The organism is Flintibacter sp. P01028 (genome assembly GCF_041925235.1).
GTDB lineage: Bacteria > Bacillota > Clostridia > Oscillospirales > Oscillospiraceae > Lawsonibacter > Lawsonibacter aceti.
This window is the reverse complement of record NZ_JBHEVC010000001.1, coordinates 684,480-698,422: the sequence shown is the minus strand read 5'-3', so window position 1 is coordinate 698,422 and position 13,943 is coordinate 684,480. Positions and strand designations below refer to the sequence as shown.

The following is a 13,943-nucleotide window of genomic DNA, read 5'->3' as shown; positions in this document are numbered from 1 at the left end:
GTCTTTCTTGCCATTGGGATATGGTTGTTTTTGTGTGATGTTCTTTACGACATCATAATAGAGTCAGGGCCGATTGGGACCGGACTGCTTTTTCTGGCCGCGGAGAGAGTCAGTGCCTGTATCAGCAGCCGGAGCCTGGTGTTTCTCCAGGAACACAGGCAGGGAATATTGCTGCGGACGATGACTGTCCGGCTGCTGCTGTGTCTGACGGCAGGCTTCCTGCTGTGGAGGCTGGTCGAGTATGTAAAATTCTTTCTGCCTCTGATCCCTGCTGGACTATGGATCTTTCGGGAAAAGATAGGGGCCTTGCTCCGCTGGGCCGATGGAGGCGCTGCCTGGCTGGAGGAGAGGGGCAGAGCCTCTGTGGGGACCGGAAAGGCGGCCAATGGAATCCGGATTGGCGGAGAAGCTACGGAAAGGACCGTACAGGCCGAACGTGATCTGGGATACCCTCTGGGCAATCCTCCGGCCCGCCAGACGGGGGTGCAGGTGGCTGGCTGTCCAACTGGGCTGACACCTCCTGTGGACGGGCGGCAGGCGGCCACCCTACGGGCGGAGCTGGCCGAGGGCCTGGACCTGACCGGCCCCACTCCGCTGTTCTTTCCGTCGGAGCAGATGGAGCGGAGGACCATCCCCAACGGGGAGCTGGAGCGGCTGGTCAAAGAGGAGCTGGCTCTGAACGACTACTTGTGGATTCAGCCAGGAAAGATTACGGAGCAATATGCCCAATACCTCCTCTATTCCGCTAACTGTGTCTTTGAGCTGCAGTGGAAAAAATTTGTTTCCAGCGGCAACTACTACGCTACCATCCATTTCCGGCACAGAAAGACCACCCTGGATACGGTGAATATGTTAGGGCGGACTGCCCGCTTCCGGCACAATAAAAAAATATCTCTGGCCAGGAAGGGGCAGTCCGGCGTGGAGCTGGCCTATGTGGAGCAGTTCATTAGCCGGGTGGACAGCTACTTCTGCCTGTTGGGCCAGGTGGAGTTGGAACGGGAGGAGGAACAGCGGCCCGAAGAGGAGCAGCAGAAACGGGTGGATTACTGTACCCTTCACTGTGACCTGATCGACGCCGAGGCGGCTTTGGAGCAGGAGAAGGCCATCCGGCTGTCCTACCGGGGTATCGAGAGCACGGACCAGTTCAACGCCGAGGGCGGCACCTACTGTTTCCTGCTGGCCGAGCCTTCTTCCCAGAGCGGTCAGGAGCTGGAGGGACAGGGCGTGGTGCTGTGCGGCCTGGGTGAGGAGCCGGGAGAGAACAGCCGGCGCACTGGGACCATCGTCCGGTATGAAAGCCAGCGCCCAGCGGTATGGGTCAAGCTGCCCCAGCGGCGGGAGTGTACCCTGGACGCCCTGCCGAAGGAGGGCACTTTGTTCAGCCGGCCCAATATCGGCTACGCGATCCAGAAGAGCGCCTTCCAGACTCTGGCGGAGGACAAGGCGGTGAACCGCTCTATTCTGGACATCCTGCTGGAAGGGCGGTATGCCCCCATGGGGCCGGTGGAGCAAGTGGCCAGAAAAGGAAACCCCGCCCAAAAACGGGCGGTAGACCTGGCAGTGGCCACTAAGGATTTCCTGCTGGTCCAGGGACCGCCCGGCACAGGAAAGACCACCATTATTATCGAGATGGTCCGCCTGTTTGTAGACCGGGGGATGCGGGTGCTGATCAGTTCCAAGAACAATCTAGCGGTGGACAATGTGTTGGAAAAGCTGGTGGAGAAGCAGGTAGACTGTGTCCGCCTGACCACTGACGAGGAGAAAATCCAAGTCCCCGTAGTCCGAGAGGTATGGACCAACCGGAAGCTGCTGACCATGCAGCGAAACGTGCTCCGAAACAGCGGTCGCCAGCGGGCCAGGCTGGAGGAGGAGATGACAGAGCTTGCCCCCCAGATCTCCGCCCTCCAGGACTGTGCCCAGAGCGCCGGACGCTATCAGGAGCTGCTGGAGGAGCGCCGAAGGCTGATGGGACAGCGCCTGTGGATGAAGCTGCTGGCCCTGTTCCGCTCCAAACGGACGAAGGAGTGGGAGCAGGAACTGGAGCATACCGAGGAGCGGCTGGCCTTTGCCCGAGAGCTGCTGGCCCGGTACTGTGTGGAGCACGGCATGGGGAGCCGGGATGTGGATGTGGGCCAGTTGGCGACCGATATCCTCCGGGAGTTGGCTGATCTCCAGGCCAAGGAGCGGACCTGGAGAGCCCGTCTCCAACTGTTGAGCCAGTGGGAGCGGGAGCTGCAAAACCGCTGCGAGGAACTGGAGGACGCCCTGTTTGCCCAGGTGAAGGTCATCGGGGCCACCTGTATTTCCAGCGAAACGGACCGGAACTTTAAAAAGCTGGAGTACGACGTTGCCATCGTGGATGAGTCGGGCCAGATTACCCTCCACGACGTAATCGTCCCCATGGCCAAGGCCAGGAAGGTCATCCTCATCGGAGACCACCTTCAGTTGCCCCCTGTGTCAGACAGCGACCTGATCCGGCGCATGGAGGAGGACGAACGCTTCCAGCAGGAGGAGGGCCTGGACCGATACTATTCCGTCAGCCTCTTTGAGGAACTGTTCGAGCGGGCGCCGGAGGCAAATAAAGTCATGCTGGATACCCAGTTCCGGATGCACAGCTCCATCGCGCGGTACATCTCGGACCAGTTCTATCACGGGACCTACCAAACCGGGTGCCTGGATGAATACCGTGTCCTGCCCCTTCGGGGGGGCGAAGCCCCCATCCGCTTTCTGGATACCATCGGCCTGCCCGACAAGGAGGAGACCATGGCGGAGGGAGGCGAGGGAGTATATAACGACTGTGAAGCTAGGATCCTGGTGGATGAAACCGTCAAGATACTCAAACAGCTGCCCTATGTGGTCAAGGATTTTGACGGCAGCCGGGAGTTTGACGTGGAGCTGAACTACCGCTCGGTGGGTATCATCACCCCCTATAAGAAGCAGATTGGCCGCATCCGCAAATTCTTACTCCCTGCCCTCGCCCGGGAGCTGTGCGAAGGTGACAAGCTCCACGCCCAGGAGATCCTGGACCGGATCGACATCGCCACGGTGGACTCCTTTCAGGGGAGAGACAAGGAGATCATCTTCTACTGCTTTGTCCGCTCCTCCCCCCAGCACGGCATTGGCTTTGAGAGCGAGGTCCGCCGCTTGAACGTGACCATGACCCGGGCCAAGCGGCTGTTGGTCATGGTGGGGGACAGCGAGACCCTGACCCAGACCCGGGCCAAAAAGCCCCCCTTCCAGGGGAGCCGCTACCCCCGGGAGTATTTCTCCGCTCTGCTGGACTACTGCCGGCAGAACGGCGTCTATCAGCGGCTGGAGGTGTCCCATGGCAAGGAAGAATAACCGGCCCCGCCGGGTCAATGAGATATTGAGCGCCCTGGCCGCCGTACGGCCGGTGGCCTGCTTCGCCAAGGTGTACCACCCGGTCTATGGACTGCCTTTGGAGCTGGTAGAGGAGTTGGAGAGCGATTGGTCTGTGCTGGAGGAATTTATGGACCGGGCGGTGATGGAGTGCGCCCCCAGCCAGCGGTTGAAGGACCGGGACGATTTGCTCCGCCTGCTTGGGCTGGAGGGAGTGGAGATGGCCAAGAGTTTCTACTCCGCGCTGATAACCCAGGGGCACATCGTGGAAGGACCCCAGGGGTTGGAATACACCCAGCTGTGTGCCAAGTCCATCCAAAGAGGTAGGAAGATATACCCGGCCCGGTCGCTGCGGCGGCTCTATGTGGACGCCCTGGGGCTGATTCCCCTGACGCGGGAGTATCAGCCCGGTACCCGGCTGATCCCCTATAACAGCCAGGACCTCTACATTTCCCTCCACCATGAGGAGGGAGCCAAGGTACCCTTCCGGGACGGACTGCCACTGGACATGTTCGACGAGCGGGTGGTATTGGAGGAGGAGGCTCTGAAGCGGCGCATCCTGGACCCCTGGTCCGGCCAGGAGCGGATCGAGCGCAATCTGCCCCAGCGGGTGAGCCGGGTGGTCCTCAATAGCGGAGAGCCTTTGGAGCAGTATTTTACTCCCTACTACTTCGTATGCTGGCAGGGGGGCGAGACGGAGGCGCTGGACTACTACACCGGGGAGCCCTCTGAGATTTTTTCTCCCCTGCTCTACCGGAGACCTGACCTGCGCAAACAGATCCTTGGCCTGCTGGAGAACAGCCGGGATTGGACGGCACAGCAGCTGGCGGAGGGCAGGGGAGACCGGCTCTATATCCCGCTGAGAGGTTTTCCCCGCTCTCTGGGCCAATGTGCCAAAACCGGCTATCTGGACGACCAGGGCAATCTCCATTTCCGGGTGACCGACCAGGATATAGAGGTCCTGCTGGCCCAGGCCGGCGAGGGCCGGGGAATAGACGCCCTCCATGAGCTGTACCGCAACCCCTGGCTGGCCAACACACAGCCGCAGACTATGGGGAGCGTCTGCCACCCCGTGTTGGACGAAGGGCAGCTGGACCGGCTCCAGCAGACACTTTTAGAACACCGTCCCGGACCGGAGGGGGAGGAAGAGGACCAGCGGTACCTGGATAGGCTGACGGTCCGCCGTCGGCCCGCCGACAGCCCCCAGGAGCTGGCCCGTACGGAGAGAGAGGAGGTATAAGCCATGGAGATACACGGACTGCAAAAAATGACGCTGCTGGACTATCCCGGCAAAGTGGCCTGCACCGTCTTTTTGAGCGGCTGCGATTTCCGCTGCCCCTTCTGTCATAACGGCGAGCTGGTTACCGGCACCTGTCCCCCAGAAACAGACGACCAGGGGCTTCTGGCCTTCCTGAACAGACGAAAGGGCCTGTTGGACGGGGTGTGCGTCACAGGGGGGGAGCCCTTGCTGCGCCCCGACCTGCCCCTACTGCTGGGCGAGATCAAGGAGCTGGGCTTTCGGGTCAAGGTGGATACCAACGGCACCCATCCGGACCGGCTGCGCCGGCTGGTGGAGGAGGGGCTGGTGGACTATGTGGCCATGGACGTGAAGAACAGCCCGGAGCGGTACGGGGAAACAGCGGGGGTGTACGGCCTGGAGCTGGCGTCTGTCCGGGACAGCGTGTCCTATCTGCTGTCTGGGGCGGTGGACTATGAATTTCGGACCACCGTGGTACGGGAGTTTCACAACCGGGACTCCTTCCGGGCCATCGGCCCCTGGCTGTCCGGCGCCAGGAGGTACTTCCTCCAGTCCTTCGCGGACCGGGACACCGTACTCCAGCCGGGCCTCCACCCCTGCTCCCGAGAGGAGCTGGAGGGCTTCGCCGCCCTGGTTCGCCCTTATGTGGACGAGGTGAGCCTGCGGGGGCTGGAGTGAGAGGGCTTTGGCGAGGGTGACCAAAAGTTGCCCTCGCCTTTTTGTATATAGCAACAAGATATTGTGTTTGTTGAAAATATTTGAAACTATATATTGACGGCCGCTCCAGCCGGTGGTATAGTAAAAAGGCGCTGAAACGCCGGGAGAGGCCGGCTTTGTCATAGAAAGAAATGTGGAGGGACTTCTGATGTACCAGGTGACAAAACGGGACGGCACCGCCGCCAGCTTTGAGCTCAACAAGATATCCGCCGCCATTACCAAAGCCTTTGAGGCCATGGAGAAGCAGTATCACCCCAGTGTGATCGATATGCTGGCCCTGCGGGTCACCGCCGATTTTGAGCCCAAGATCAAGGACGGCCGGATCGCCGTAGAGGATATCCAGGACAGTGTGGAGCGGGTGCTGTCTGAGGCGGGCTACGCCGATGTGGCCAAGGCCTATATTCTGTACCGCAAGCAGCGGGAGAAGGTGCGCAATGTCAACTCCGCCCTGCTGAACTACAAGGACCTGGTGGATGACTATCTGCAGATCAACGACTGGCGGGTGAAAGAGAATTCCACCGTCACCTACTCCGTGGGCGGTCTGATTCTGTCCAACTCCGGGGCTATTACGGCAAACTACTGGCTCAGTGAGATCTATGACCAGGAGATTGCTGACGCCCACCGGAACGCCGAGATCCACATCCACGACCTGTCCATGCTCACCGGCTACTGCGCCGGTTGGTCTCTGAAGCAGCTCATCCAGGAGGGGCTGGGCGGTATTCCGGGTAAGATCACCTCCTCCCCCGCTAGCCACCTGTCTACCCTGTGCAACCAGATGGTCAACTTCCTGGGCATCATGCAGAATGAGTGGGCTGGGGCCCAGGCATTTTCCTCCTTCGACACCTATCTGGCCCCCTTTGTCAAGGTGGACAACCTGACCCAGAAGGAGGTCAAGCAGTGCATCCAGTCCTTTGTCTACGGCGTGAACACCCCATCCCGCTGGGGGACTCAGGCCCCCTTCTCCAACATCACCCTGGACTGGACGGTGCCCAAGGACCTGGAGAACCTGCCCACCATCGTGGGTGGGAAGGAGATGGACTTTACTTACGGCGACTGTAAAAAAGAGATGAATATGGTCAACAAGGCCTTCATCGAGATCATGATCGAAGGGGACGCCAATGGCCGGGGCTTCCAGTATCCCATCCCCACCTACTCCATCACCCGTGACTTTGACTGGAGCGAAACGGAGAACAACAAGCTTCTCTTTGAGATGACCGCCAAGTACGGCACCCCCTATTTCTCCAATTACATCAACTCCGATATGGAGCCCTCCGACGTGCGCTCCATGTGCTGCCGCCTGCGGCTGGACCTGCGGGAGCTGCGGAAAAAGTCCGGCGGCTTCTTCGGCTCCGGCGAGTCCACCGGCTCTGTGGGCGTGGTCACCATCAACCTGCCCCGCATCGCCTATCTGGCGGAGAGTGAAGAGGATTTCTACAAGCGACTGGACCACCTGATGGACGTGGCGGCCAGATCGCTGAAGACCAAGCGCACCGTTATCACTAAGCTGCTGGATGCGGGGCTGTATCCCTATACAAAACGTTATCTTGGAAGCTTTGATAACCATTTCTCCACCATTGGCCTGATTGGCATGAACGAGGTGGGGCTCAACGCCAAGTGGCTCCAGGCTGACCTGACCCACAAGGAGACCCAGGCCTTTGCCAAGGACGTGCTCAACCATATGAGGGAGCGTTTAAGCGACTATCAGGAGAAGTACGGCGACCTCTATAACCTGGAGGCCACCCCCGCCGAGTCCACCACCTACCGCTTCGCCAAGCACGACAAGGCCCAGTTCCCCGACATCATCACCGCCAATGAGAACGGGACCCCCTACTACACCAACTCCTCCCATCTGCCCGTGGGCTACACCGAGGATATCTTCTCCGCCTTGGATGTCCAGGATGAGCTCCAGACCCTCTATACCTCAGGTACTGTGTTCCACGCCTTCCTGGGGGAGAAGCTGCCCGACTGGAAGGCGGCTGCCGCCCTGGTGCGGAAGATTGCGGAGAATTATAAGCTGCCCTACTACACCATGTCCCCCACCTACTCGGTCTGCGCCGACCACGGCTATCTGGCAGGGGAGCAGCACGTCTGTCCCCACTGTGGCAAGGAAGCCGAGGTGTACAGCCGTATTACCGGCTACTACCGCCCGGTGAAGAACTGGAACGACGGCAAGAGTCAGGAGTTCAAGGACCGAAAGGTGTACGACATTAGCCGCTCCTCTCTGCGCCGGGCGGGCATCGCCGGCAGCCAAGTGACGGTGGAGGACCATGCGGCCCGGCCTGTTCCCACGGAGGAACTGATGCTCTTCGCCACCCGGACCTGCCCCAACTGCCGTCAGGCGGAGGAACAGTTACAGAAGGCGGGCATCCCCTACCGGAAGGTGCTGGCAGAGGAAAATCCCGACCTGACCACTCGATACAGCGTCCGCCAGGCCCCAACCCTAGTCTTTGAGGGACAGGGCGGCCCGGCGAAGGTGGTTGGCCTGGGGCCCATCCGCCAGTTTATCCAGGAGAATCGGCCCGCCAGTGTAGGATGACCCTTGCGCTGGAGGACAAACTCGTGTATCATAAAAACAGCCCCGGATTCCGGGGCTGTTTTTCCTTCCACGACCTGACAGGAAGAGGTGCTTTGATATGTATGATATTATCGTTGTGGGCGGCGGGCCCGCCGGTCTGACTGCCGCCCTGTATGCTGCCCGGGCGGGCAAGTCGGTCCTGGTCCTGGAGCAGGAGACTTTGGGCGGTCAGATCGCCTATGCCCCCCTGGTGGAGAACTATCCGGGACTGCCCGGCATGAGGGGCGGCGACTTTGCCGACCAATTGGCCCGGCAGGTCCGGGAGCAGGGGGCGCAGCTGCGGATGGAGGGCGTGTCCGCCATGCGCACCAGAGGAGAGGTTATTGAGCTGACAACGGACGGAGGAACGGAGGAGTGTCTGGCCCTGGTGCTGGCCACTGGGGTGAGCCACCGGAAGCTGGGACTGGCTGGGGAGGCCGACCTGGTGGGAGCTGGCCTGTCTTACTGCGCGGTGTGTGACGGGGCCTTTTACCAGGGGCGTCCGGTGGCGGTGGTGGGCGGCGGTGATGCGGCCCTCCAGGAGGCCCTCTTTCTGTCCCAGCGGTGCGCCCAAGTGACGGTCATCCACCGAAGGGACCTGTTCCGGGGGGAACAGCGGCTGGTGGACCAGCTCCGCGGCCGTGACAATGTGGACTTCCGCCTGTCTAGCCAGGTGACCGGCCTGTTACAAGCCAACGGGGAGCTGACCGGCCTGCGGCTGGCTGACCGGAAGAGGGGGACAGAGGAGGAGCTGAAGGTTGACGGCCTTTTTGTGGCCGTGGGTCAGGAGCCCCGGAACGAGATATTTGCCAACCTGGTCATGACGGACGACAGAGGCTATTTTGTGGTCCATGAGGACTGCGCTACAAGCCTGCCTGGGGTTTTCGCCGCCGGTGACTGTCGGGCGAAGGAGGTCCGCCAGCTGACTACTGCCGTGGGCGACGGGGCTGTGGCTGGTCTGGCTGCCTGCCGCTATGTGGACCAGCGCAAGAATTAAATGAGGATGGCCCCGGACCTGTCATGAGAAGCGTGTTTTTCCGTCTATACCAGTAGAAATGTACCGCCGGGAGTGGCGGGGACATGGATGATTGGGAGGGAAATGACATGAGAAAAAAGACGCTGATCAGATTGGCCTGCCTGCTTCTGATGTTGTCCGCCATGGCTCTGCCCGTCTACGGGGACACGGGGCCCAAGCCGTCAGTGAATGTAACGATCGAGGGACTGGAGGGGCGGGCTTGTTGGGCCACCCTGCTGTCTGCCCGTTCCTCCACCGGCCCACACAGCTCTCTGTGGCGGGAAAGTGAGAGGGGGCAGTGGGTAAAAAACCAGCATATCTTGCCACGGTATACCCAGCTTGATCCGGAGTATCCCGCATGGGCTGCCTTCGCCGAGTATGAGGAGGAGAGGAGGGACTGGTTTTTCCTTCAGGAGGTGTGGGACGCCTCCGATGGAGCGTTTGCCTGGACCTACTACCCGCCGGACCAGTTCCAGATAGCGCTGTGGTTTCCGGGGGAGAATGCCGTCGTTCTTAGCCAGACCTGCGAGCAGTACGCCTTTGACAGCTACTACCATCTGGATCTGTCCGGGGCGGAGTTGGAGCCTGGCGGGGCGGTCCGGCTCCCAACGGCGGCTCGGAGCTATGACTACACCAAGGAGCTGGTTTCCTTGGCCGTCCGGGTGGTGCTGACGGTTGGGGCGGAGTTGGGGGTGGCCTGGCTGTTCCATCTGCGGAGCAGGGGGCAGATGGCGCTGATTCTGGTTGTCAACCTGCTTACCCAGGGCGCGCTGAACCTGGGACTAAACTGGTACGCCTATAAGAATGGCACCATGTTCCTGTTCTTGCCCTATCTGTTGATGGAGCTGGGGGTGGTGCTGGCAGAAGGAGGGGCCTATCTCGGCCTCATGCCCGGTGGGAAGGGGCGGGGGAAACAACTCGCCGCCTATGCGCTGGCTGCCAACGGCCTGTCGCTGGCCCTGGGTTGGGTGCTGGCCCTGTTCGTCCCCGGAATATTTTAATGAAAAGGAAGGCTGTCCGCTTACTGGCGGACAGCCTTCCTTTACAAACAGAGGAAACTGCGATATACTAAATCAGTTCCGGATACCCCATGCGCCGCAGGTGCGGCCAGGGGATTCAATTTTTTCAAAAGAGGTTTCCATGAAAAAGATTATTTTAGCTTTCCTGCTGCTGGCCTTGCTCCTGCCCGCAGTTGGATGTGCGGCCCAGGAAGAAAAGGAAAGAGTGACTGTGGTGGCCACCACATATCCCATCTATCTGTTTGCGCGGGCGGTGACCGATGGGACGGAGGGGGTAGTGGTAGAGCGGCTGGACACAGGAAGCGCCAGCTGCCTCCACGATTACACCCTGTCCATGGCGGACATGAAAAAGCTGGAGAGAGCCGACCTGATTGCCCTGAACGGGGCGGGGCTGGAGGACTTTTTGTCCGATGCCCTAGCCACCTCGGACGCGGAGGTGGTGGACTGCTCCGCTGGAGCAGAGCTGCTGGAAAATCTCTCCCACGACCACAAGGAAGGGGACGAGGACCATGATCACGGCCATTATGACCCCCACTACTGGATGGACCCTGCCAGCGTGCCCACCATGTTGGACAATCTAGTAGAGGGACTTGTTCAAATTATGCCGGAGTGGGAGCCTCTGCTCCGGACCAATACTGGGCTGGCCGCTGACTTGGTGGAGAGAGAGCTGCTGGATACATACCAGGGGCGGGACGGTGGTGGGTTGACCCACCGGGAACTGATTACCTTCCACGACGGGTTCCAATATTTTGCCAGGGCCTTTGATCTGGAGCTGCTGGCTGCCATCGAGGAGGAGGCGGGCAGCGAGGCCTCCGCCAAGGAGATTGTGGAGATCTCCCAGCTGGTGCGGGAGCATGATATTCCGGCAATCTTTACCGAGGTCAACGGCTCTGACGCCACCGCCAACGCTATCGGACGGGAGACGGGCTGTCAGGTCTGGATGCTGGATATGCTGATGAGCGGTGACGACGTGCCCCAGGACTGGGGACTGGAGAAGATCATGGAGCAATACATCTCCCGGCTGAAGGGAGATCTAGAGACGGTGAGGGAGGCTCTGGGATGAGAAAGTTCAAGCATGGAAAATTATCCGGTGGCTGCGCCGACTCCTGCTGCCTGAAACTGGAGGGCCTGTCCGTCAGCATGGAGGGGGACCAGATCCTGGAGGATGTGTCCTTCCACCTACACTGTGGGGAGATCGTGGCTTTGATCGGACCAAATGGCGCTGGCAAATCCACCCTTTTTCGAAGCATTTTAGGGCAGACCCCCTATAAAGGGAGTATTACCTTCTCCCCGGCGGGCGGCCCCGCCATCCGGCTGGCCGACGGAGCGGCGGCTGGGGGCACCCGGCCACTGGTGGGCTATGTGCCCCAGTCTCCCAGCTTTGACCGGGGGGACCCGGTGTCAGTTTTAGACTTCTTTACCGCCGCAACCTCTAAGTGGCCGGTTTTTCTCCCTATCCCGCGGGAATACCGGGACCGGGCGGCGGCCATCTTGGCCCGTGTCCATGGGGAGGACTTACTGGACCGGCCCATGGGGGCCCTGTCCGGTGGCCAGCTCCAGCGGGTGCTGCTGGCCCTGGCCCTGGAGCCAGTGCCTCACATTCTGATTCTGGACGAGCCCCTGTCCGGCGTGGATATTGAGGGGGAGCACCAATTGCTGGAGATGCTGGATGAGCTAAGAACCCAATATGATCTGTCCATCTTCCTGTCCACCCATGACTTCGCCACCCTGGGCCAGTTCGCGGACAAGGTCATTTTGCTGAATAAGAGAATGCTGCGGGCGGGTCCGCCGGACGAGGTGCTGTCCTCTCCGGAATTCTATGACACCTTCCATCTGCGGATGGGGAGAGGGGGAGAGCGCTGATGGAGCTTTGGTATTCTCTCCTGTCGGTCCTGCCCTTTGACTGGGCCCAGCCTGGGCAGATGTACTTTATGAAGCACGCCCTGCTGGCCGTGCTGGTCATCACGCCCCTGTTCGGTATCCTGTCCACTATGGTGGTCCACAGCCGGATGTCCTTTTTCTCCGACGCCCTGGGCCATTCCGCCTTCACCGGCATGGCCATCGGAGCCATTTGTGGCTTCGACCGCCCCACGCTGGCGGCGGTGATCTTTGCGGTGGTTTTCGCCCTGCTGTTCAACCTGGTCCGCCGCCGGTCCGCTCTGGCCAGCGATACGGTCATCGGGGTGTTCTCTTCCACCGCCGTGGCGCTGGGTATCTTCCTGTCCACAATGAACGGCCGGTCCTTCACCAAGTTCAACAGCCTGCTTATCGGCGACATCCTGTCGGTGGAGCCGGCCATGATCGGGGTTCTGGCGGGTATTCTGCTGCTGGTGCTGGCCCTGTGGCTGCTGTCCTTCAACAAGCTGATGCTGTCCGCTGTTCACCCGGCCCTGGCAGACAGCCGGGGGATTCAGGTGTTCTGGCAGGAGACGGTGTTTTCCGTAGCCATCGCCGTGGTGGTCACCCTGTCCATGACCTGGGTGGGCCTGCTGGTCATCAATTCTCTGCTGGTGCTGCCCGCGGCGGCGGCCCGGAACCTGGCCCGGAACATGAGGCAGTACCATCTGTTTTCTCTGCTGGGAGCGGTGCTGGCCGGCGTGGCCGGCCTGATGACTTCCTATCATCTGGGTCCCTCCGCTGGAGCGTCTATCACTCTCTATCTCGCGGTGTGGTTTGCGCTGTCGTTTTTGCTCCGGAAAAAGGGATAAAATAGGCGCGCCCCCAGCAGATAACTGGGGGCGCGCCTGTTTTTCTTGAAAAAAGGAAATACTTCTCAGGTGAAATGGCCGTTGATTTGGCCAGTATATCCATACCTTACGGTCTAGTTGAATCAAAAGGGCGGATCAGCTATCAATATCCACTAAAATGTTGTCTGTGCCGTGTTCCTCAAATTCGGCGATATAGGCGTCGATGCGGCTGGTCAGTTCGGCGTAGTTGCTCTCATCGATGGGGGCGTCATCCATGTCCCGGCGGGCCAGGTCCTCGGCCAGAATATCAAAAAAGACGTTGTTTTCATATTCAATGATGGCCTCGTGGATGCCTCCCTCCACAAAGGCCCTGGAGGGAACAACCTCCCCCTGGTACAGCTCGGCCAGATCAGGCATCCCCTCTAAAGCGGCCCGGCCGAACAGCAGGCTCTCCACCTGGTCATAGTCGGCGAAACGCTGGTCTCCACGGGTGGAGTTCAGGATCCAGTTGCCGATGTATACCAGGTCCAGCAGACGGCGAAATTGCTTCTTACTCAATTCCAAGTTCATCGTCAGGACCTCCTTCCTTGGAATGGGTATCTATATTATAATCAAGTCTGAGGGATTGTCAAATAGGGGAACGGAGAAAAAACGGGTATTTTCCATGGAAATTTCCCCTTGTCTTTCCAGAGAAGATAACATAAAATAAAAAATACCTAGCTTCGCCCCCTCTGCCCTTTACAACCAGGGCGGGGAAGGGTATAATACCCCCTGCCCGGTGGCGGTCCGCCTCCGCGGCGCGAGAATGAATACCCTGGAGGGACTCATGGAAAAGGATGTCATCATCTCCATCAAAGGGACGCAGAAATACGACGGAGGGGAGCCCGGCGCTGTCGAGTTGGTCACCGCCGGGCGGCTGGCCCAGGACGAGGCTGGCTACACCCTCTCCTATCAGGAGAGTGAGCTCACCGGCCTGGAGGGGACGATGACCACCATCCAGGTGGAGGGGGAGCAGGTCACCCTGATGCGGGTGGGCGAGTTCAATACCCAGATGGTGTTCCGGGAGGGGCGGCGCCACCTCTCCATGTACAATACACCTTATGGCGCAATGGCCATCGGGGTGAATACCCGGCACCTGCTGGCCGAGCTGGACGACCACGGCGGGAACATCGAGATCGACTACTGTATCGAGGTGGACCACGCGGTAGCCAGCAGGAATATTTTTTGTATCCAATTTAAGGAGGCGGAGGGTTCCGGGAGCCTGAAGCAGTAGAGAAATATACAGACGCGGGACGGGCGATGGAGAGAAAGTCCGCGTGAGAAATGAGGATGT

At 60.1% G+C, this 13,943-nt stretch carries 11 protein-coding genes; 10 read left to right on the top strand and 1 reads right to left on the bottom strand.

What is annotated here, in order from left to right:
* Positions 1-30 precede the first annotated feature (30 nt).
* The 9 genes from ACEVJK_RS03420 (at position 31) to ACEVJK_RS03380 (ending at position 12,631) form a co-directional block, all read left to right on the top strand.
* Positions 31-3,342: an AAA domain-containing protein gene (locus ACEVJK_RS03420; RefSeq protein ID WP_374739953.1), complete on the top strand. Its 3,312-nt coding sequence runs from the start codon at positions 31-33 to the stop codon at positions 3,340-3,342.
* Entirely contained in the window at positions 3,326-4,600 is a 1,275-nt protein-coding gene (locus ACEVJK_RS03415) for a hypothetical protein (RefSeq protein ID WP_374739952.1), read from the top strand. The genes ACEVJK_RS03420 and ACEVJK_RS03415 overlap by 17 nt, the downstream gene beginning before the upstream one ends.
* A gap of 3 nt (positions 4,601-4,603) precedes the next feature.
* Positions 4,604-5,296 (top strand): anaerobic ribonucleoside-triphosphate reductase activating protein, encoded by a 693-nt coding sequence (locus ACEVJK_RS03410; RefSeq protein WP_186852207.1) that lies wholly within the window; start codon positions 4,604-4,606, stop codon positions 5,294-5,296.
* A 187-nt stretch (positions 5,297-5,483) separates the two neighbouring features.
* Complete coding sequence (locus ACEVJK_RS03405) at positions 5,484-7,871, top strand: ribonucleoside triphosphate reductase (RefSeq protein ID WP_374739951.1); 2,388 nt, start codon at positions 5,484-5,486, stop codon at positions 7,869-7,871.
* Positions 7,872-7,968: 97 nt separating this feature from the next.
* On the top strand, positions 7,969-8,886 hold the full coding sequence (locus tag ACEVJK_RS03400) for an NAD(P)/FAD-dependent oxidoreductase (protein ID WP_240286812.1): 918 nt from the start codon (positions 7,969-7,971) through the stop codon (positions 8,884-8,886).
* Positions 8,887-8,993: 107 nt separating this feature from the next.
* Positions 8,994-9,905 (top strand): hypothetical protein, encoded by a 912-nt coding sequence (locus ACEVJK_RS03395; protein ID WP_186852204.1) that lies wholly within the window; start codon positions 8,994-8,996, stop codon positions 9,903-9,905.
* 139 nt (positions 9,906-10,044) lie between these two features.
* Positions 10,045-10,986: a metal ABC transporter substrate-binding protein gene (locus ACEVJK_RS03390; protein WP_186852203.1), complete on the top strand. Its 942-nt coding sequence runs from the start codon at positions 10,045-10,047 to the stop codon at positions 10,984-10,986.
* Positions 10,983-11,786, top strand: a complete 804-nt coding sequence (locus ACEVJK_RS03385) for a metal ABC transporter ATP-binding protein (RefSeq protein WP_186852202.1) — start codon at positions 10,983-10,985, stop codon at positions 11,784-11,786. Before ACEVJK_RS03390 ends, ACEVJK_RS03385 begins: the two co-directional genes overlap by 4 nt.
* On the top strand, positions 11,783-12,631 hold the full coding sequence (locus ACEVJK_RS03380) for a metal ABC transporter permease (protein WP_240288874.1): 849 nt from the start codon (positions 11,783-11,785) through the stop codon (positions 12,629-12,631). The genes ACEVJK_RS03385 and ACEVJK_RS03380 overlap by 4 nt, the downstream gene beginning before the upstream one ends.
* A 135-nt stretch (positions 12,632-12,766) precedes the next feature.
* Here ACEVJK_RS03380 and ACEVJK_RS03375 read toward each other — a convergent pair whose 3' ends face one another.
* Positions 12,767-13,180, bottom strand: coding sequence for a hypothetical protein (locus tag ACEVJK_RS03375; protein ID WP_147571029.1), 414 nt, complete (start codon positions 13,178-13,180; stop codon positions 12,767-12,769).
* A 256-nt stretch (positions 13,181-13,436) separates the two neighbouring features.
* Here ACEVJK_RS03375 and ACEVJK_RS03370 point away from each other — a divergent pair, with 256 nt between their 5' ends.
* Positions 13,437-13,883, top strand: a complete 447-nt coding sequence (locus tag ACEVJK_RS03370) for a DUF1934 domain-containing protein (protein WP_147571028.1) — start codon at positions 13,437-13,439, stop codon at positions 13,881-13,883.
* The last annotated feature ends 60 nt before the right edge of the window (positions 13,884-13,943 follow it).